Below are 19470 nucleotides of genomic sequence, written 5' to 3' on the forward strand. Positions count from 1 at the left end.
AAGGGGCTAATAGGAATAAGGCTCGACGCACGTCGTACGAGCTGGAGGAGCGTGTGAATGGGCACTCGGGAAACGGACCAACAGCTTGTCGAACGTGCCCAGAAAGGCGATACGCGCGCTTTTGATCTGCTGGTAAAAAAATACCAGCATAAAATTATCGGGTTGATCGGACGTTACGTACATGATCACTCGGAAGTTCAGGACGTGGCGCAAGAGGCATTTATCAAAGCGTACCGCGCGCTGGGTAAATTTCGTGCCGAGAGCGCTTTTTATACCTGGATGTACCGGATCGCCATTAACACGGCTAAAAATCACCTGGTGTCACGTGGTCGCCGCCCGCCCGGTAGCGACCTAGATATTGTCGATGCCGAGATTGTTGATCAAAGCGGTCGGCTGGCCGATGCCGAATCACCGGAAGCCGCCATCGCCCGTGATCAGCTTGAGGCAGCGGTTTATGAGGCGATTGAAAATCTGCCGGATGATCTGCGCACCGCCATTACGCTACGTGAGCTTGACGGCCTGGCGTATGAAGATATTGCCCAGATAATGCAGTGCCCGGTAGGAACCGTGCGCTCACGAATTTTCCGTGCTCGTGAAGCGGTGGATGAACATATCCGGCCTTTGGTGACTACCGCACGGAACAGTCGCGACGATTAATGGTCAATAACAGCAGTGCCCAATAGCATATGTTATATGGTGGAATTTATTGGGTATCTAACGGATTGGTCACAAATAATTACGTTTTTACTTTTTTTGTGAACTGTCTGGAAAGTGGGGCGTCATACAGGCTGACCGCTTTTGATAAGCGGAAGACGATTAGCAGCCGTGACGCTATTTACAGCGGCGCCTTAAGCAACAAGCACTAAAGTAGGATTAACGTCAGTGCTTAATGCAAGGCGAGTTGTTCAGGTCTTAGCCTGTGAAGTTGTTACAGCGGTCACTGCTTATTTGCCGTACTGCGGTAGGACTTCATTTAACACAGTGTGAGGGTGTGAAGTATGAGTCAAAACACACGGGAATCACTTTCAGCATTAATGGATAGCGAAAGTGATGAGCTGGAACTACGCCGAGTGTTGAAGGCACTACCAAATGACGCTGACGCGGCAGATACGTGGCGACGTTACCACTTGGCCCGCAGCATGATGCAGCGTGAACAGGGTGTTGATATTAGCGTTGATTTATCGGCTGGTATCATGTCGCGTCTGCAAGACGAGCCTGCACCGTTGCTTGATGATGCTCAAGAACGCACTCCCATGCGCTCAAACGGTATTTCTTTTGCACGGGGCGCGGGTGTGGCCGCGGCTGTATCTCTGATGGTAATCACCGGTGTGCAGTTCTTTGGTAACGGTAATACCAGTGGTACCGGGGTTAGTACGGGCGGCGACATGGCGGTGACTGCGTCAAATGGCGGTTCCATGGGAGGACAGGTACAGCCGGTAAGCCTGGGCGCTTCTCAGCCTGCCTCCGTGATGTCTGCCAACATGCCGATGTTTGAACCGACACCGTTCAGGCTTACAGGCCAGTCGCAAAGCGGCTTTATGAACGTAAGCGATGCAGGGTTTGATTCGGTAGCCGTACCGCAAACTGCCACTATGCAGCAAAGCACCGCTATCGATGTTGATCAGATAAGGCTTTTACAGTCTTATTTGGAGCAGCACTCTCAAGGTGCCGCTTACGGTAATGGCGACAGCTGGATGCCGTTGATGCGTTCTTCTTCCGTCACTGAGCCGCTGGGTCAGCGTTGATAGCGCTGGCTTAATAAAGGCGACGATCGTTAGTGAAGGAATACCCCGCATGATGGTAACTTGGCGAAGCAGGCTGGTGGCTCTGGGCGCATTAATGAGCGTCAGCCTGTTGCCTTTACAGACGTATGCACAAAGCGATACCCAGAATCTTTGTGTTGATACGTCTGCTGCTGAAACGCCCGCCAGCATTGAGCAGTGGCTCGAACGAAGTTTACAGGCTAGTCACTGCTATACCTTCCAGGCCAGAGCGGTGGCGATTAATTCTATTGATGTGCGTACATTAGCGCTTTCCCATCGCATTCAGGATGGCATCCGCCAGCAGGTGGTGCAGCAACTTGATGGACCTTCCATCAGTGTTGAGCGCCGCTCGCGAGTGGGGCAGCTGGCCTGGAAAGCTAATGGAAGCAATGGCTTTCCTTCGCTAAAAGGTTGGACGGAGCACACGTCAAAAGTTTATGACATTAGTTTGGAAGAGGGCGCGCGTGTTGCAGGGCGGGACGCAGTGCAACTGCGTTTTGAGCCCCATGATAATCAGCGCTATACCCATGAATGGTGGTTAGATAACACCACGGGACTGCTACTTAAGCATGTGCTGAGCGACCCTACCGGACGTATTCTCGAAACCTTTCAGGTAACCCAGCTGCATGAGCCCGAGCGTTACGAGGGGCAGATTGTAGTGGACGCTACACAACCCGCTTCTGAGCCATCTTGGCACGCGGAGTGGCTACCGGAAGGTTTTGTCGCGCAGCCTGTTTCAGCGCAAGGCCAAGAAGCTAATCAGCGCCTGTATAGCGATGGCTTGGCAACGATAAGTATTTTTGCCGAACCCCAGGCGGGCACACAAAATCTCAAGAGCGGCGTTAGCCAAATTGGTGTCTCCTCGATTGCGGTTGAAGCGCATGCCCAAGGTGACTTGCAATGGCAGCTGGTAGGTATTGGCGAAGTTCCCCCGTCCATGCTTCAGCGTATTGTTCATTCGGTCGAATTTGATTAAACGTGACTAACGGTTAATGCCCTTTACTATTAATGTCCTTTACTACAAGTAAATTACGTCAGAGTAATGTGCAGTGATTAAGCCCTCGTGTGATGCTTTAAAGCGCTATGGAAGCGTCGTCGGCTATACCCAACATGGGCTGTTAGTCGATGTATCGGTTAAAGAGGCGTGTCAGCAGTGTGCTCAGGGCCGAGGCTGTGGCATGGGCATACTTGCTCGGCAGCAGCGCCAGCGCATCGAAGTAACCTCTTCTCATCCTGCCCCCTTACTTGGCGAGCGCTATCCGCTGGGTAGCCAAGTAACGCTTTCCCTTGAGCGCTCGGATATAACCCTATTGGCGTTACTCATCTATGCATTACCGCTTGTTATGGCGTTGCTGCTGGCTGGGTGCTTGGCTGCAATAAATGTGGTGGAGTGGGCTGTTCCTGCCAGCTTTTTTGCAACCCTGTTAATCGGAGTGTTAGGTTTAAAATATTTGCTTAGCGGGCGAACGGAACGCTTTCGCCCACGGTTGGTCAGTTAATTGTCCTGCACCTCGCATGAGTTGCATTTCCTTCGTTTGATGTCTGCTTTAGTAGGAGCTCTTGCATGAAGCGCTTGGTTCTCCCCTCGGCACTATGGCTATGCCTGATGGCACTCCTGACAATCGGTCAAAGTGCTTACGCTTATAATTTACCTGATTTCACTGAGCTGGTTGAAGACGCCGCTCCCGGGGTGGTCAATATCTCCACCAGCCGTACTGTCCAGCGCAGTAGCGCTCCTTCCATAGGTGGATTCGGCGGTCAGGAAATCCCGGAAATCTTTCGGCATTTCTTTGGCGATAGTTTTGGCGATAGTTTTCCCACCCCGCCAGGGAGTGGCCAGGGGCGTAGTGAAGAGCGCCAATCGCTGGGTTCCGGGTTTGTGATTAGCGAAGATGGCTACGTCATGACGAATGCCCACGTGGTGCAGGATGCTGATGAAATTCTGGTGCGTTTAAATGACCGTCGTGAGCTTCCTGCAGAACTCATTGGTAGCGATGCGCAAACGGACGTGGCTCTGCTGAAAATTGATGCAACGGACTTGCCCGTTCTGAATCTAGGCAATTCTGATGATTTGAAAGTGGGTGAGTGGGTTGCCGCTATCGGTTCTCCCTTTGGTTTTGACCATTCGGTCACTGCTGGCATTGTGAGTGCAATCAATCGTACGTTGCCGCGCGATGCTTACGTTCCGTTTATTCAAACCGATGTGGCGATAAATCCCGGTAATTCAGGTGGCCCGCTGTTTAATCTGGACGGCGAAGTGGTCGGGATTAACTCGCAAATCTTTACCCGCAGCGGCGGCTTTATGGGGCTTTCGTTTGCGATCCCGATTAATGTGGCCATGGACGTTGCCGACCAGTTGCGCGAAGGCGGCCACGTTGACCGCGGCTGGCTGGGCGTGATGATCCAGCCGGTGTCGCGTGATTTAGCCGAATCGTTTGGTATGGCAAATGCCAGCGGTGCGCTAATTGCCGACCTAGACCCTGAAGGCCCCGCGGCTCAAGGCGGCTTACGCGCAGGCGATGTGATTATTAGCGTAAATGGCGATGAGGTTGATCGTTCAAGCTCGCTACCGCGTTTGATTGGCCGTGTAGCCCCAGGCAGTGAGGTAGAGCTGACCCTGATGCGTGATGGCGAAGAAGTTACCGAAACCGTTGAGCTGGGTCACTGGCCGGATTCCGAAAAGGCCGAGGGCGAGGGCAGCAATAACCAGGTACGCTTAGGGATTTCGGTCGCTGAGCTTGACGATACCGTGCGTGAGCGCTTGAGCATCGATGGAGGTGTTGAAGTTCGCCAGGTTGAGCCAGGTAGCGTTGCCGCACAGGCAGGCCTGCAAGTGGGCGATGTACTGGTAAGCATTGACCACCGGGGTGTGTCATCAGCCGATGAGCTGTTGAGCATTGTTGAAGGACTGCCTAGCGATCGGGCAATTCCACTGCGTATTTACCGTGATGGACGCTCACTGTTTGTCGCTCTGCGCCTGGAATAAGCGCTTTCCTGCCTATTCAGTCCGGCGGTTCTCGCCGGACTGCTGTTCCTATCCCCCGCATATCGCTACAATAGCGCTTATCTTTTTAACGAAAATAGATAAAGCGGCCAAGGGGCCGACTGTTTTCGAGCTTTAAACTCTCGAGGCGGCCATTGTTAAAGCCGCTTGCGTATCACTAAGGCAGAACACTCTCGATGTCCCATGACGTTTCTAGCAGCAAGCTCAAAAACATAAGAAACTTCTCGATTATCGCGCATATTGACCACGGGAAATCGACCCTTTCTGATCGTTTGATCCAAACCTGTGGTGGCCTGACCCAGCGTGAGCTGAAAGAGCAAGTGCTCGACTCCATGGATATTGAGCGCGAGCGCGGCATTACCATTAAAGCGCAGTCAGTGACGCTCGATTACACCGCGGCCGATGGCGAGGTGTATCAGCTCAATTTCATCGATACGCCCGGGCACGTGGATTTCTCCTACGAAGTATCGCGCTCGCTTTATGCCTGCGAAGGGGCGCTGCTGGTTGTGGATGCGGCCCAAGGGGTTGAGGCGCAATCGGTGGCTAACTGCTATACCGCCATCGAGCAGGGCCTGGAAGTGCTGCCCGTCCTCAATAAAATCGATTTACCTCAAGCCGACCCAGACAAGGTAGCGCAAGAAATCGAGGAAATCATTGGCCTTGATGCTACTGACGCCTGTCAGGTGTCAGCCAAAAGCGGTATCGGTATCGATGCCCTGCTTGAGCGTTTGGTTCGGGATATTCCGCCGCCCAAAGGCGACCGGGATGCGCCCCTGCAGGCACTAATCATTGACTCCTGGTTTGATAACTATCTGGGCGTTGTTTCGCTGGTGCGCTTGTTTGACGGCACGCTGCGCAAGGGCGAAAAAATCCGTATCAAGTCAACGGGCCGCGATTGGAACACCACCGAAGTGGGCATTTTCACCCCGCTGCGCAAAGAAACCAACATTCTGCGCGCCGGTGAAGTGGGCTTTATTGTCGCCGGTATTAAAGAGATCCACGGCGCGCCGGTGGGTGACACCATCACCCATACCAAAACGCCCGATGTGCCGCGTCTGCCGGGTTTCCAAAAGGTGAAACCTCAGGTGTATGCCGGTATGTTCCCGGTCAGCGCCGATGATTACGAAGACTTCCGTGATGCGCTTGAAAAGCTCGCGCTCAACGATGCTTCTTTAGAGTATGAACCGGAAAACTCGGATGCCCTGGGCTTTGGTTTCCGCGTTGGTTTCCTCGGCACGCTGCACATGGAAATCATCCAGGAGCGGCTTGAGCGCGAATACGATATTGATCTCATTACCACTGCCCCTACCGTGGTATACGAACTCGCCATGAAAAATGGCGACGTCATCTACGTCTCTAACCCCTCCAAGCTGCCGGATATGGCAGACGTGGATGAAATGCGTGAGCCTATCGTGCGGGCGAGCATTCTGGTGCCGCAGGAGTTCGTGGGCAACGTGATCACCGAGTGTGAGCAACGCCGTGGAACCCAGAAGGACATGCAGTTCCTGGGTAACCAGATCCAGCTGGCCTATGAGCTGCCGATGTCGGAAGTGGTCATGGACTTCTTCGATCGTCTGAAATCCATCTCCCGTGGCTATGCGTCGCTTGAATACAATTTCGAGCGTTTTGAAGAGGCCAAGCTGGTGCGTCTGGATGTACTGATCAACAGCGAAAAGGTAGATGCTCTCGCGGTGATCATTCACCGTGACCACGCCCACAGCCGTGGCCGGTTGCTGGTCGAGAAAATGAAAGAGCTGATTCCGCGTCAGATGTTTGACGTGGCTATTCAGGCGGCCATTGGTGGTCAGGTCGTGGCGCGTTCTACGGTGAAGGCACTGCGTAAGAACGTGACCGCCAAGTGTTATGGCGGCGACGTAAGCCGTAAGAAGAAACTGCTGGAAAAACAGAAAGCCGGTAAAAAGCGGATGAAACAGGTGGGGCGTGTTGAAATTCCCCAGGATGCCTTCCTCGCTGTGCTCAAGGTTAACGACTAGGGAATACGTCCTCTATGGATTTTTCATTACTGCTGGTACTGGCCGTTGCAATTTCAGGTGTCATTTATTTCATTGATGCTGTCTGGTTGCGGCCCAAGCGGCGTGAGCGCCTGGCCAAGGCGGAAGCGGCAACGACCGAAGGCGTGGATGCGCCTACGCGGGATAAACTGCTCAAAGAACCATGGCCTGTAGACTACGCGCGCTCGTTTTTCCCGGTGCTGCTGGTGGTGCTGGTGGTGCGCAGCTTCATTGTCGAGCCGTTCCAGATTCCCTCGGGCTCAATGCGCCCAACTCTGGAGGTTGGTGACTTCATCCTGGTAAACAAGTTTGCCTATGGGCTTCGCCTGCCTGTCGTTCATGACCGTATCCTGGAAGTGGATGATCCTGAGCGCGGCGATGTGATGGTATTCCGCTTTCCCGATGAGCCATCGGTCAACTTCATCAAGCGTGTGGTAGGCCTGCCGGGTGATCTTATCCGCTACGAAGATAAGCAGCTTTATGTGAATGGCGAACCGGTCGCTAAAACGTTGCTGGAAGAAGGTCCCGAAACCGCGCCTCAAGAGCTATTATTGCAAGAGCGGCTAGGTAGCGCGAGCCACGCTATTTATAACAACCCGCGCGACCCAGGGCCGCAAATGCGTGAAGTCGAAGTGCCCGAAGGCCACTACTTCATGATGGGCGATAACCGGGATCACTCCAACGATAGCCGTTACTGGGGATTTGTACCCGAAGAAAATATCGTAGGACGTGCCTTTGCAGTATGGATGCATTGGGATGGCGGTTTGCCAAGCTTTAGCAGTGTGCGAAGCATTGAATGAACAGGTTTAGGTTGGTTTTGATCAATCATGTCACTTTAGTTAACGTCAATGACGTAGGAGCTCTGTGAGTAATTCCTTAAACGCTTTTTGCCGACGAATCGGCCACACCTTTGGCGACGAATCGCTCTTGGAGTTGGCCATGACTCACCGAAGCTACGGTGGGCGTAACAATGAGCGCCTGGAGTTTTTAGGCGACTCGATTGTTAACTTCGTTATCGCAGAAGCTTTGTTTCAGCGTTTCCCTCAGGCGCGCGAAGGGCAGTTGTCGCGCCTTCGCGCTCGTTTGGTGAAAGGCCAGACGCTAGCTGAACTAGCCCGTGAAATGACCTTTGGCGAATGCTTGCGCCTGGGTTCCGGGGAAATGAAAAGCGGAGGGCATCGTCGCGAGTCGATCCTCGCCGATGCGGTTGAAGCGATAATTGGTGCCATTTATCTGGACGCCGGTATGGATGTCGTCCGAGAACGCGTTCTTTCCTGGTACGCCGAGCGGCTAGAGAATATCTCGTTACAAGATACCCAGAAAGATCCTAAAACACGCTTACAAGAGTTTTTGCAATCGCGTCAGGCAGCGCTGCCGCGCTATGAAGTGGTCTCTGTAAAGGGCGAGGCGCATGCCCAGACCTTTACCGTGGAGTGCTACATTGAGCTACTAAGCGAGCATACCACCGGTAAAGGCCCTAGCCGCCGCCATGCTGAACAGCAGGCGGCAGAAGAAGCGCTTTCGTACCTTGAGAAAAAACCAGGAGACAAATCATGAGCCAATCCTGCGGCTTTGTGGCCATCGTCGGACGGCCTAACGTAGGCAAATCAACCCTCATGAATCGAATTCTGGGGCAAAAAATCTCCATTACCTCACGGCGTCCACAAACCACGCGTCACCAGGTAATGGGCATTAAAACGGTTGAAGACACGCAGTTTATCTACGTGGATACGCCCGGCATGCACATCATGTCGAAAGACCGCAATAAAGCCATCAACCGCTTTATGAACCAAGCGGCTACCCAGGCGCTGCGTGATGTCGACTGTGTGGTGTTTATTATCGACCGCACCCGCTGGACCGAGGAAGACCAGGCGGTACTCAAGCGCCTTGAGCACGTTAAAGCGCCGGTGATTCTGGCAGTCAACAAGGTCGATCGTCTGCAGGACAAGGGTGATCTACTCCCCTGGCTTGCAGAAGTGGGTGCGCGGCGAGAGTTTGCAGCCGTTGTGCCTATTTCGGCCAAACACGGCACTCAGGTGGATACGCTGGAAGAGGAAGTGGCCAAGTACCTGCCGGAAAGCGTGCATTTCTTCCCCGAAGACCAGATTACCGACAAGAGCCTGCGCTTTATGGCGGCTGAGCTTGTGCGTGAGAAAGTCATGCGCCAGCTGGGCGACGAGCTGCCATACCAGATGACCGTCGAGATCGAAGAGTTCCGCGAAACCGAGCGCGTCACGCATATCAGCGCGTTGATTCTGGTGGAACGCCAAGGTCAGAAGGTAATTCTGATCGGTGAAAACGGCGACCGGATCAAGAGCATTGGCCGCGAAGCGCGTCTGGATATGGAGCGTGCGCTGGGTACCAAGGTCATGCTTAATATGTGGGTGAAAGTGAAGCGCGGTTGGTCCGATGACGAGCGTGCTTTGAAAAGCCTGGGTTACGATCTCGATTGAGTGTCGCGATGTCAGCGGAGCCCGCCTTCTTACTGCACCGCAAGCCTTATCGTGAAACCAGTGCGTTGGTGGATTTATTAACGCTGAATAATGGCCGCATACGCGCCGTTGCCCATGGCGGGCAGCGGCCGGGGTCGAAGTCACGTCAACGCTTGCAGCCGTTCACGCCACTATTTGTTAGCTGGCGCGGTGAGCGGGATCTCAAGCGACTTACCTTGATGGAGTCGCGGGGGCAGACGGCATTATTGGCGGGTGAGGGCTTGCTATGCGGCCTTTACGCGAATGAAATTGCCACCCGCTTATTGCCGTTAGAGCTCGCCGCAGGCGATGTCTTTGCCTTCTATACGGCGCTGCTTGAAGCGCTTCCTATCCCTTCTGAACGGGCTTTAGCTTTACGCCGCTATGAGTGGGCACTGCTTGAAGCGCTTGAAGCGACGCCGCGTTTTTGTACACCCGACGGTAATCCGCTAGACCCACAGGTTCGCTACCGGTTTGATGCGCAGAGCCGTGCTTTTCTACCCGCAGATAACGGGCTCGAAGCTCGCGCACTGCGCTATGTAGAACAAGGCGACTGGCAGCATGCGGGTCTTGCCAACGTTCTAAAATCCGTTATGCGCGCTGCGCTGGCGCCGCACTTGGGGTCGACCGCTCTGCGCTCTCGGGAGCTTATGGTGGCGCTGGCCCGCCGACGTCAACCATAGTCTACGCTTACGACTTTTCTTGATTGGAGACAGTTATGCATCCTCCTCGCATTCTACTCGGCGTTAATATTGATCATATCGCCACGCTGCGCCAGGCGCGCGGCACCCGCTACCCTGATCCGGTACAGGCCGCTTTACTTGCCGAAGAAGCGGGCGCCGATGGTATTACCGTGCACCTGCGCGAAGACCGCCGCCATATCCAGCCCCGCGATGTGCGGCTATTAGCCGAGATGCTCAATACCCGTATGAACCTGGAAATGGCGGTGACCGAGGAGATGCTTGCGCTGGCCGATGAAGTGCGTCCGGCTCACGTTTGTCTGGTGCCGGAGAAGCGTGAAGAGCTTACGACCGAAGGCGGGCTGGATGTGGTAGGCGGCTTTGACGCTATTGCCAGCGCGTGTGAGCGGCTTAAAAAAGCGGGTTGTGATGTGTCGCTGTTTATCGACCCTGAAGAAGCGCAAATCGATGCGGCCCATCGCGCTGGCGCGCCGACGATTGAGCTGCATACCGGCGCTTATGCCGAAGCCAAACCTGGCAGTGACGTGGCTAATGCAGAGTACGAGCGTTTGACCGCTGCCGCCACGCACGCGGTATCGCTGGGCCTGGTGGTTAACGCGGGACACGGCCTTCACTACCACAACGTAGAAGCGATAGCCGCGCTACCCGGGGTGAATGAGCTAAATATTGGCCATGCCATTATTGCTCGCGCGCTGTTTGTCGGCCTTAAAGAAGCCGTGCAGGAAATGAAGCGGCTGATTATCGCAGGCCAGGAAGCAGGCCTGATGGCCGCGTTGGATGCGCATGACCACGAACACGACCATGATCATGCGCATAACCACCATGAATGCTGCGGTCACTAAACTATGATTGTGGGTATCGGCTCTGATATTGCCCGGGTAGCGCGTTTTACGCAGGCGATGGAGCGCCATGGGCCACGCTTTGCCAAGCGGATTCTGGGGGTTGATGAGTACGCCATCTGGCAGCAGAAGGGCGAGCCGACGGCCTATCTGGCCAAACGGTTCGCCGCTAAAGAAGCCTTTGTAAAAGCGCTAGGGCTGGGTCTTCGCGGCGGTATGCAATGGGGCGATATTCAGGTAATCAACGACGCCCTGGGTAAGCCCCATCTACAGTTAAGTCATGAAGCCAAGCGGCTAATGCAGGCATCGGGTGCCACCACCAGCCACATCACGTTAAGTGATGAAGCCGAGTATGCCGTCGCCTTTGTCATTCTTGAGCGTTAGCCCCACGGGCCAGCATACTACGCTGCGTGCGCAGGCGGGCCATGGCGCTATAAAGCGCTTCCAGCAGGCTTTCAACGTGGCTTAGCCCACTGGTGCGCAGTCGGGTTTCCAGCGTTTCAACCAGCAATGCAAGCTCGGGCGCACCACAGTAACGGCTGGCGCCGTTGAGCCCGTGCACCCAGTCCAGCAGGGCTTCGACATCCTTGCGCGCATAAGCTGCGTGTATTTCTTTTTCGGTTTCATCCAGATTATCAATCAAGCGAATTAGCTGCTCGTAGGCAAGGTGCTTCTTACCTCCGGCAAGCCGTGTGCCCAGTGCCAGATCGACGGCAGGCAGCGCTTCGCTCGTCGGGGAGCTTAGCGAGCTCTCCTGGGAAGTGGCCTGTGTGCTGGCGGGCAGATAAGCTGTAATGTCCAAAAAGCGCTGCAATAGCTGCTGAAGCTGCGTTTCATCAATAGGCTTGATCAGCACATCATCCAGACCCGCCGCCAACCACTGCTGGCGCTCGTTACTTAACGCATGTGCGGTGACCGCGACAATCGGGCAGCGTGACCAGCGATTGCTGATGCGGCGTAGTGCCTGGCTTGTTTGAACACCGTCCATGCCGGGCATGCGGATATCCATAAGCACGATGTCCGCCGTGTGGTTAAGCGCAAAGGCAAGCGCCTCCTGACCACTGGATGCCAGCGTAATGCGTATTTGCTCAGTTTCGAGCATTGCCTTAAGCAGTTCACGGTTAGACGCATTATCGTCAACAATCAGAATATGGATAGCTGAGGCAATAGGCGGTTTTAGCGCGCGCGCCTGGGGAGGGGTAAGTTTTTTCTGCACCGGCTGAAGTAGATGGCGCAACGTGGTGGCGAGCTGTACGCGGGTAAACGGCTTGCACAGCATTTCGCCACCATGAGGGAGTTCCCAAGGGGGTAAGTCAAAGCTTGTGGTATTGGCCAGAATCAGCGCCGGGCAGCCGGCTTGCTCAATCAATTGTTGCCATTCATGTCTTTTCGCAGCTTCAAACTCTTCTTGCTCAAGGCCTAAAATCAGCAGGTCTTCTTCGCCCTTGGCGCTAAACACCATAGGGATAGCGCCCCAGCGCTCCAGTAAATATTCCAATGCATGGCGGGTAGGGATATGCGGCTCATAAAGGCGTATCAGAGGGCTTTCCAGATTTAACTCGGGCAGCCGTTCACCGCTTTGGTTGGCCAACAGGGGCAGGGTAAAGGAGAACGTCGTTCCTTGGCCAAGCTCGCTTTCCACGCTGATCTCACCTCCCATGCGTTCAATCAGCTGGCGGCAGATGGTTAGCCCCAGGCCGCTTCCGCCGAACTGGCGTGAATGGCTGGGTTCCGCTTGGGAGAACGCGCTAAATAGCTGCTGTTGGTGCTCCTCGCTCAGGCCAATGCCGGTATCACTGATGCTGATACGTAGCACCACGTGCTGGCCTTCCTGATTGTCGAGCATCACGCGCACAATCACTTCACCCTCATGGGTAAATTTGAGGGCATTGCCAATCAGGTTGCTAAGCACCTGGTGAATACGCAGCGGGTCGCCGCTAAGCGGCGTGGGCACGTCGTCATAAACCATGGTGACCAGATGCAGGCGCTTACGCTGAGCCTCTGGCGCATGCAGGCCAATTACTTCATCCAGCAGGGGCACGATATCGATATCGACTTCTTCAAGCGTCAGGCGATTGGCCTCAAGCTTGGAGAAATCGAGTACGTCATTGACCAGCATCAGCAGGTTATTGCAGGCGCGGTGAACGTGTTCAAGCCACTCTTTCTGACGGTTATCCAGCGTTGAGCGGCCCAGCAAACGGCAAAAGCCGATAATGCCATTGAGCGGGGTGCGTATTTCATGACTCATATTGGCCAGAAATTCCGACTTAACCGCGTTCGCCCGCAATGCACTACGGTGGGCCAGGTCGAGTTTGATATTTTGCTCTTCAATGGTTTCCATTGATTCTTGCAGTTCGCTGGTTGCCTGCTCGATCTGGGTCTGCATATCACGTTGGGACTGCTGAAAGTGCTCGGTCAAGCTATTTACATGAACCGCTAATTGGTTAAGCTCGCTGGGGCGGGCAGGGGTTAAATACAGCCGATAGTCACCGCGCGACAAGCGGTAGAGCGCTTGATTGGCCTCTTCGATGGGACGTGAGATATAGCGGCTGATGGCGAAGGCGCCTAGAAACAGCAGCAATCCCAGCAGCATGCCCCCCAGGCTTAAACTGGCTAGCAGCTTATAGCGTTCCAGTGTCAGTGGATGAGTGTTTACTTCTGCTTCAAGCCAGCCTGTTCCATTACGGCGGATATCGAACTGGGCGCTGCTGAGAGGTACCAGCAGCCGCCAGATAGTGTCGTCTTCTTCTACCTGCGTTGAGAGCGGTGGCGATAGACGCGGGGAGAGCTTGGTTGAACGCCCCAGTACCAGCAAGCGGTTGCCCTGCTCATCAAAAAGGCTCACCGCATTGAGCCCGTGATGATCCAGCAATTGGCGAGAGAGTCTTTCCAAACGCTCAGAATTCGCCTCTGCCATGGCTACCTGAAAGCTGGGGGCTAGTAATTCACCAGCATCTTGAAGGCGCTGTTTAAGGGCATCACGCTGTGCTGTCTCGCTTTGTATCATCAGCAAAACGGACATCATGGCATAAACCAGTAGCGGAAAACCGAGTAGTGCGAATAGCAGACGCGTGTTCAAAGACATGAAAGAAGCTCGCAATTCAATAAGGTTGCCTGTCATGCGTAAGGCAGCACCGATATAATGCAGCATAACGGTTATGATAAGGAACGTACGATGAATTATCCCACGCTAGAGGATGTTGTAGGCAATACGCCGCTGGTGCGCCTGAAACGGATTACTGCCGGGCGCAACAATACGCTGCTCGCCAAGCTTGAAGGCAATAACCCTGCTGGTTCTGTTAAGGATCGCCCGGCGCTTTCCATGCTCAATGAGGCGGAAGCGCGGGGTGACATTACCCCCGGCGACACGCTTATCGAAGCGACTTCGGGCAATACAGGCATTGCACTTGCCATGGCCGCGGCCATTAAGGGCTACAAAATGGTCCTGATAATGCCTGAAAATTCTTCGGAAGAGCGCAAGCAGGCGATGGCCGCCTATGGCGCCACGCTGATTTCTGCCAGTAAAGCTGGCGGAATGGAAGAAGCCCGGGATATCGCTGACAGCATGATTGCCAAAGGCGAGGGCAAGCCGCTGAATCAGTTTGCCAACCCGGATAACCCGCTGGCGCACTACCGTACCACTGGGCCAGAGTTATGGCAGCAGACCCAGGGGGAGATCACCCATTTCGTCAGCTCCATGGGCACCACGGGCACCATTATGGGCGTCTCGCGGTATCTGAAAGAGCAAAATTCAGCTATTCAGATTGTCGGCCTGCAGCCTGCCGATGGCGCGAGCATCCCGGGTATTCGTCGCTGGCCTGAAGCCTATCTTCCGAGCATCTTTGAAGCGCCACGCGTGGATACCACGCTGGATATTGGCCAGAAAGAGGCCGAAGAGCATATGCGGCGCCTGGCGCGTGAAGAAGGCATTTTTGCTGGGGTATCCTCCGGCGGCAGCCTGGCAGGCGCTTTGCGTATTGCCGAGCAAACCGAAAATGCGGTCATTGTCTTTATTGTCTGTGATCGGGGTGACCGCTACCTCTCAACAGGCTTGTACGCCCCGGAGTTATAAATGGCCATGCTGGGTAAGCGGCGTCCATCGCGTGCTGCGTCAGGAAAGTCAGGGCTTACGCGGACGTCCGCGCCAAAAGCGGCGGTCTCTTCTGAGCACGACTCATTAGTCATTGAACGCTTGGCCCACGATGGCCGGGGCGTTGCTCACAACGCCGCCGGCAAGGCGGTGTTTGTTGACCGCACGCTGCCTGGCGAGCGGGTCGAAGTGGCCGTGCACGTTAACCGTAAACGCTTTGATGAAGCGCATGTAAAAGCATTGCTGAGCCGTTCAGCGCAGCGTGTTGAACCGCCGTGCGGCTATTTTGGCCAGTGCGGCGGCTGCCAGCTGCAGCATATGGATATCGAGACTCAGCGCGTGCATAAGCAGGACGCGCTGCGCGAGCTCTTTGCCCGCCAAGGCATTACATTAGATACTCCCCGTTTGATACATGGCAGCACCGAACACTATCGGCGCCGGGCGCGGCTGGGCGTTAAGGTCGATGGGCAAAATAATGTACTGCTTGGCTTCCGGGCTGCGCATAGCCACCGGCTTATCGATATCAACCAGTGTTACGTGCTGGTCGAACCGCTACAAGCGTTATTGCCTCCTTTACGGGCATTCTTGACCACGCTTGAGGCACCCCGCCAGGTAGGTCATATTGAGCTATTGGCCACCGCGTCTGAATGCGTGCTATTGGTGCGTCAGCTTAAACAACATGCCGGTGATACCGAGCGTTGGCAGCAGTTTGCCGAGCAGCAGGGCATCGCGCTTGGCGCCTGGGTAGGTCGCGAGACAGCTGAGCTGCATTGGTACAGCGCGGAACCCGTGCTTGAAGAAACCTTGCGTATACAGGGCCAGCCGCCGCTACCGCTGACATTTGCACCCGGGGACTTTTTGCAGGTAAACGCTGAAGTCAACCAGCTGATGGTGGCTGAAGTGGTAGCGTGGTTAGCGCCTTCGCCCGGCCAGCGCATCGTGGATCTGTTTGCCGGAATGGGCAATTTCAGCCTGCCGCTGGCAATGGGCGGCGCCCAGGTTCATGCGGTCGAGGGTAGTCCCAGCATGGTGGCGCGGATCAAGACGAACGCAGCTCGTAATCAGCTAGACGTTAGTGCCCAACAGGCTGATTTAAGCGATGATGCGGCGATTAATGGGCTATTAAAAGCCCAGGGCAACCTTGATGCACTGGTGCTGGACCCGCCCCGTAACGGTGCCGAGAGTATATGTCAGGCGCTGGGTCGTTACCCGGTCCCCCGTGTGGCCTATGTTTCTTGCGACCCGGCAACGCTTGCTCGTGATGCGGCGCATCTATTGCATGGAGGATACCGAATCAAGCAAGTGGCAGTGGCGGATATGTTCCTGCACACTGCACATATGGAAACGCTGATGCTGTTCGAGTACGAGGGCTAGCCTGCCCATCGCATCAAGCCACGGTGTTGGCCAGTGTTGGCTAACACCCTGAAGGGATGAAACATAGTCATGGTGAAAGTGCGTGAAGACCAACCGCTGATGGCTAGCGGCAAGGTGGACATACAACAATGGTTAACGCGCCTACAAGAAGATGTGCGCTTACGTGAACCCGAACGCCTTATAGAGGCCTGTGAGCTGGCTGAAAAGCTGGATCGTGAGGCGCCTAATACCCATCGCGTATGGCTATCATCCGGTTCAAGCTTCCGCATGGGGCTTGAAATGGCCGATATCCTGGCCGACCTGAAACTCGACCAGGCAACCTTGGAAGCCGCCGTACTCTATCGCGCCGTGCGCGAAGAGCTGCTCAGCCTGGACGCCGTTACCAAGCGGTTTGGCAGTGAAGTCGCCACCTTGATTGATGGTGTGCTGCAAATGGCGGCCATCAGCTATCCGCTCGCCCCCAATCACGGTATGAGCCAGCATAATCAGCAGGAAAATCTGCGCAAAATGCTGGTCAATATGGTGGGGGACGTTCGCGTTGCGCTGATCAAGATTGCCGAGCGCACCTGTGCGCTACGTCAGGTAAAGGACGCCCCGCTCGAAAAATGCCTGCAGGTGGCGCGGGAAGTGGCCGATATTTACGCGCCGCTCGCTCACCGCTTGGGCATCGGACAGATCAAGTGGGAGCTTGAAGACCTTTCGTTTCGCTATCTGCATGAAGATGAGTATAAAGCGATCGCCAAGCTGCTCGCCGAGAAGCGTCTTGATCGCGAGCGCTACATACATGACGTGGTGGAAACCCTCAAAGGTCTGATGGAAGCGCAGCACATTACCCATCATGACGTGAGCGGCCGGGCCAAGCATATCTATTCGATCTGGCGCAAAATGAAGCGCAAGGGGATCGACTTCTCTGAAGTTCACGACGTCCGTGCAGTGCGTATCCTGGTTCCCGAAGTGACCGACTGCTACACCGTGCTGGGCATTGTCCACTCGCGCTGGCACCACGTGCCAGACGAGTTTGACGACTACATTGCCAACCCCAAGAAAAATGGCTATCAGTCGCTGCACACCGCGGTGGTCGGGCCTGAAAACAAAGTGCTCGAAATCCAGATCCGCACCTTTGCCATGCACGATGACGCCGAGCTTGGGGTATGTGCCCACTGGCGCTACAAAGGCCACGATACCAACGCCAAAAGCCGCAGCTATGAAGAAAAAATCGCCTGGCTGCGTCAGGTTCTGGAATGGCAGGATGAGGTGGGTGGCTTTGGTGATCTTCGCGAAGGGCTCTCAAGCGATGTCGCGCCGGATCGAAATTACGTATTTACACCCGACGGGCACGTTATCGACTTGCCGCGGATTGCCACGCCCATCGATTTTGCCTACCGCGTTCATACCGAAATCGGCCATCGCTGCCGGGGCGCCAAGGTCAATGGTCGCATTGTACCGCTGACTTACAAGCTCAAGTCGGGCCAGCAGGTGGAAATTCTTACCGCCACCAAAGGCGGGCCGAGCCGGGACTGGTTAAACCCCAGCCTGGGCTATGTGCGCACTTCCCGGGCGCGCGCCAAAATTCAGGCATGGTTCAAGCATCAGGCGCGCGATCAAAACCTGGACGAGGGCCGCGCAATCTTTGAGCGGGAAATGCGCCGTCTGGACGTCGATGGGCTGGATCTACCCAAGCTTGCTGATGCGGTCAATTATCAAAACGCTGATGATATGTACGCAGCGATTGGTGCGGGAGATTTACGGATTGGACAGGTGCTGCATCAAGCGCAGCAGCTGTTTGGCGAAACCGACGATCAGGAACAGCTGGAGCGCCTGCTTGCCAAGCCCCGTCGGCTACCCAGTAAAACGCCCAAAAGTGATATCACGGTACTCGGCGTAGGCAATTTAAAAACCAGCATGGCCAACTGCTGTCGGCCGGTTCCGGGCGAGTCGATTGTCGGGTTTATTACCCAAGGGCGAGGAGTGACGGTTCACCGTCAGGATTGCAGCAATATTTTGCAGCTCCGCATGGAAGAACCGCAGCGGATTATAGAAGTGGAGTGGGGCGAACGCGCACATACCCGCTACCCGGTCACCATCGAAATTCAGGCCTGGGACCGTTCCGGTCTACTGCGGGATGTAACGGGCCTGCTGGGCAATGAGAAGGTCAATGTGCTGGCGGTCAATACCCTGACCGACACCAACGAAGGCATCGCGCGCCTGCGGATTACGCTAGAGGTAGATGGTCTTGAGTCACTGGGTCGGCTCTTTTCGCGTATCCAGCAGCTGCCCAATGTGACCGAAGTACGCCGCCTGCGAAACGCAGACCCTAATAAAGACGATCAGCATGGAGGGCGCTGATGCGCTATAACCTGGATGACCTGCTGACGTTGATGCAGGTATTGCGTGACCCTGAACAGGGCTGCCCATGGGATATTCAGCAGGGCTGGGACAGTATTGTGCCGCATACCCTGGAAGAGGCCTACGAGGTTGCCGACGCCATCGAGCGGCGCGCCTTCGATGAGCTGCCGGGCGAGCTTGGCGATCTACTCTTTCAGGTGGTGTATTACGCCCAGTTTGGCGCGGAAGAGCAGCGGTTTGATTTTCACGATATCGTGCATACGCTGACGGCTAAAATGCTGCGCCGTCATCCGCACGTGTTCCCTGAGGGCACGCTTACCTCGCGCCGCCCACCGGGTGTGAGCGCTGAAGAACTACAAACCCTACAGGTTAACCGCCGCTGGGAATCGCTTAAGGAAGAGGAGCGCGCCGAGCGCACCGAGGCGCCTTCTGTCTTGGATGATGTGCCGCATACGCTGCCTGCATTAAGCCGCGCCGCCAAGCTCTCCAAGCGCGCGGCGCGGGTGGGGTTTGACTGGCCCGATGCGCGCGGCGTTATCGATAAAATCCGTGAGGAGCTTGAGGAAGTGGAACAAGCCCTGGCGGAAGGTGATACCCGCCACGCCCAAACGGAAGTAGGGGATCTGCTGTTTGCGGTGACAAATTTAGCCCGAACGCTCGGCGCTGATCCTGAGCAGTGTTTACGCGGTACCAACGCCAAGTTCGAGCGCCGTTTTCGCTATGTGGAGCGCACGTTAAATGCGAGCCAACGTCCGCTAACCGAGGCTTCCCTGGATGAGATGGAAGCCCACTGGCAGGCGGCTAAAGATCAAGAATAAAATTTTTTAACGTTAACCTGATAACGACGCGACCCCGCTAGGAGGCCTTGCC

At 55.3% G+C, this 19470-nt stretch carries 17 protein-coding genes; 16 read left to right on the forward strand and 1 reads right to left on the reverse strand.

Annotated features, from left to right (window positions below):
* Window positions 1-57 precede the first annotated feature (57 nt).
* The 12 genes from rpoE (at window position 58) to acpS (ending at window position 11174) form a co-directional block, all read left to right on the forward strand.
* Window positions 58-657, forward strand: a complete 600-nt coding sequence (gene rpoE / locus D467_RS0102025) for an RNA polymerase sigma factor RpoE (RefSeq protein WP_018915838.1) — start codon at window positions 58-60, stop codon at window positions 655-657.
* Between the two features lie 341 nt (window positions 658-998).
* Window positions 999-1745, forward strand: coding sequence for a sigma-E factor negative regulatory protein (locus D467_RS0102030; RefSeq protein ID WP_026285569.1), 747 nt, complete (start codon window positions 999-1001; stop codon window positions 1743-1745).
* A 49-nt stretch (window positions 1746-1794) separates the two neighbouring features.
* Window positions 1795-2739, forward strand: coding sequence for a MucB/RseB C-terminal domain-containing protein (locus D467_RS0102035; protein ID WP_018915840.1), 945 nt, complete (start codon window positions 1795-1797; stop codon window positions 2737-2739).
* 73 nt (window positions 2740-2812) lie between these two features.
* The gene (locus tag D467_RS0102040; RefSeq protein WP_018915841.1) at window positions 2813-3262 is read left to right on the forward strand and encodes a SoxR reducing system RseC family protein; all 450 of its coding nucleotides are present in this window, start codon (window positions 2813-2815) and stop codon (window positions 3260-3262) included.
* A gap of 65 nt (window positions 3263-3327) precedes the next feature.
* Window positions 3328-4749 (forward strand): DegQ family serine endoprotease, encoded by a 1422-nt coding sequence (locus D467_RS0102045; RefSeq protein WP_018915842.1) that lies wholly within the window; start codon window positions 3328-3330, stop codon window positions 4747-4749.
* A 194-nt stretch (window positions 4750-4943) separates the two neighbouring features.
* Complete coding sequence (gene lepA, locus D467_RS0102050) at window positions 4944-6761, forward strand: translation elongation factor 4 (protein WP_018915843.1); 1818 nt, start codon at window positions 4944-4946, stop codon at window positions 6759-6761.
* Window positions 6762-6775: 14 nt separating this feature from the next.
* Window positions 6776-7579 (forward strand): signal peptidase I, encoded by an 804-nt coding sequence (gene lepB, locus D467_RS0102055; protein WP_018915844.1) that lies wholly within the window; start codon window positions 6776-6778, stop codon window positions 7577-7579.
* A 64-nt stretch (window positions 7580-7643) separates the two neighbouring features.
* Complete coding sequence (gene rnc, locus D467_RS0102060; RefSeq protein ID WP_026285570.1) at window positions 7644-8336, forward strand: ribonuclease III; 693 nt, start codon at window positions 7644-7646, stop codon at window positions 8334-8336.
* On the forward strand, window positions 8333-9232 hold the full coding sequence (gene era / locus D467_RS0102065; RefSeq protein WP_018915846.1) for a GTPase Era: 900 nt from the start codon (window positions 8333-8335) through the stop codon (window positions 9230-9232). The genes rnc and era overlap by 4 nt, the downstream gene beginning before the upstream one ends.
* Before the next feature lie 8 nt (window positions 9233-9240).
* Entirely contained in the window at window positions 9241-9933 is a 693-nt protein-coding gene (gene recO / locus D467_RS0102070; protein ID WP_018915847.1) for a DNA repair protein RecO, read from the forward strand.
* Between the two features lie 35 nt (window positions 9934-9968).
* On the forward strand, window positions 9969-10793 hold the full coding sequence (gene pdxJ, locus D467_RS0102075) for a pyridoxine 5'-phosphate synthase (protein WP_018915848.1): 825 nt from the start codon (window positions 9969-9971) through the stop codon (window positions 10791-10793).
* Between the two features lie 3 nt (window positions 10794-10796).
* Window positions 10797-11174, forward strand: a complete 378-nt coding sequence (gene acpS / locus D467_RS0102080) for a holo-ACP synthase (protein ID WP_018915849.1) — start codon at window positions 10797-10799, stop codon at window positions 11172-11174.
* On the opposite strand, the gene D467_RS0102085 is transcribed toward acpS, so the two are convergent.
* Window positions 11158-13875, reverse strand: coding sequence for an ATP-binding protein (locus D467_RS0102085; RefSeq protein ID WP_040460037.1), 2718 nt, complete (start codon window positions 13873-13875; stop codon window positions 11158-11160). The genes acpS and D467_RS0102085 overlap by 17 nt on opposite strands.
* Window positions 13876-13965: 90 nt before the next feature.
* On the opposite strand from D467_RS0102085, the gene cysM reads away from it, so the two are divergent.
* From cysM to mazG, 4 genes are all read left to right on the forward strand, one after another.
* On the forward strand, window positions 13966-14862 hold the full coding sequence (cysM, locus tag D467_RS0102090) for a cysteine synthase CysM (protein ID WP_026285571.1): 897 nt from the start codon (window positions 13966-13968) through the stop codon (window positions 14860-14862).
* Window positions 14863-16254 carry a 23S rRNA (uracil(1939)-C(5))-methyltransferase RlmD gene (rlmD, locus tag D467_RS0102095; protein WP_018915852.1) on the forward strand — a complete coding sequence of 464 codons (1392 nt, stop codon included), beginning with the start codon at window positions 14863-14865 and terminating at the stop codon, window positions 16252-16254. It abuts the gene before it with no gap.
* 69 nt (window positions 16255-16323) lie between these two features.
* Complete coding sequence (gene relA / locus D467_RS0102100) at window positions 16324-18600, forward strand: GTP diphosphokinase (protein WP_018915853.1); 2277 nt, start codon at window positions 16324-16326, stop codon at window positions 18598-18600.
* Complete coding sequence (mazG, locus tag D467_RS0102105; RefSeq protein WP_018915854.1) at window positions 18600-19418, forward strand: nucleoside triphosphate pyrophosphohydrolase; 819 nt, start codon at window positions 18600-18602, stop codon at window positions 19416-19418. Before relA ends, mazG begins: the two co-directional genes overlap by 1 nt.
* Window positions 19419-19470: the final 52 nt, after the last annotated feature.

It is taken from the genome of Vreelandella zhanjiangensis DSM 21076, assembly GCF_000377665.1.
Classification (GTDB): domain Bacteria; phylum Pseudomonadota; class Gammaproteobacteria; order Pseudomonadales; family Halomonadaceae; genus Vreelandella; species Vreelandella zhanjiangensis.

Excerpts from the sequence above, each read along its gene's own strand:
- rpoE (WP_018915838.1), top strand. The coding sequence starts at position 58 with ATGGGCACTCGGGAAACGGACCAACAGCTTGTCGAACGTGCCCAGAAA.
- D467_RS0102030 (WP_026285569.1), top strand. The coding sequence starts at position 999 with ATGAGTCAAAACACACGGGAATCACTTTCAGCATTAATGGATAGCGAA.
- D467_RS0102035 (WP_018915840.1), top strand. The coding sequence starts at position 1,795 with ATGATGGTAACTTGGCGAAGCAGGCTGGTGGCTCTGGGCGCATTAATG.
- D467_RS0102045 (WP_018915842.1), top strand. The coding sequence starts at position 3,328 with ATGAAGCGCTTGGTTCTCCCCTCGGCACTATGGCTATGCCTGATGGCA.
- lepA (WP_018915843.1), top strand. The coding sequence starts at position 4,944 with ATGTCCCATGACGTTTCTAGCAGCAAGCTCAAAAACATAAGAAACTTC.
- lepB (WP_018915844.1), top strand. The coding sequence starts at position 6,776 with ATGGATTTTTCATTACTGCTGGTACTGGCCGTTGCAATTTCAGGTGTC.
- era (WP_018915846.1), top strand. The coding sequence starts at position 8,333 with ATGAGCCAATCCTGCGGCTTTGTGGCCATCGTCGGACGGCCTAACGTA.
- recO (WP_018915847.1), top strand. The coding sequence starts at position 9,241 with ATGTCAGCGGAGCCCGCCTTCTTACTGCACCGCAAGCCTTATCGTGAA.
- pdxJ (WP_018915848.1), top strand. The coding sequence starts at position 9,969 with ATGCATCCTCCTCGCATTCTACTCGGCGTTAATATTGATCATATCGCC.
- acpS (WP_018915849.1), top strand. The coding sequence starts at position 10,797 with ATGATTGTGGGTATCGGCTCTGATATTGCCCGGGTAGCGCGTTTTACG.
- D467_RS0102085 (WP_040460037.1), bottom strand. The coding sequence starts at position 13,875 with ATGTCTTTGAACACGCGTCTGCTATTCGCACTACTCGGTTTTCCGCTA.
- cysM (WP_026285571.1), top strand. The coding sequence starts at position 13,966 with ATGAATTATCCCACGCTAGAGGATGTTGTAGGCAATACGCCGCTGGTG.
- rlmD (WP_018915852.1), top strand. The coding sequence starts at position 14,863 with ATGGCCATGCTGGGTAAGCGGCGTCCATCGCGTGCTGCGTCAGGAAAG.
- relA (WP_018915853.1), top strand. The coding sequence starts at position 16,324 with ATGGTGAAAGTGCGTGAAGACCAACCGCTGATGGCTAGCGGCAAGGTG.
- mazG (WP_018915854.1), top strand. The coding sequence starts at position 18,600 with ATGCGCTATAACCTGGATGACCTGCTGACGTTGATGCAGGTATTGCGT.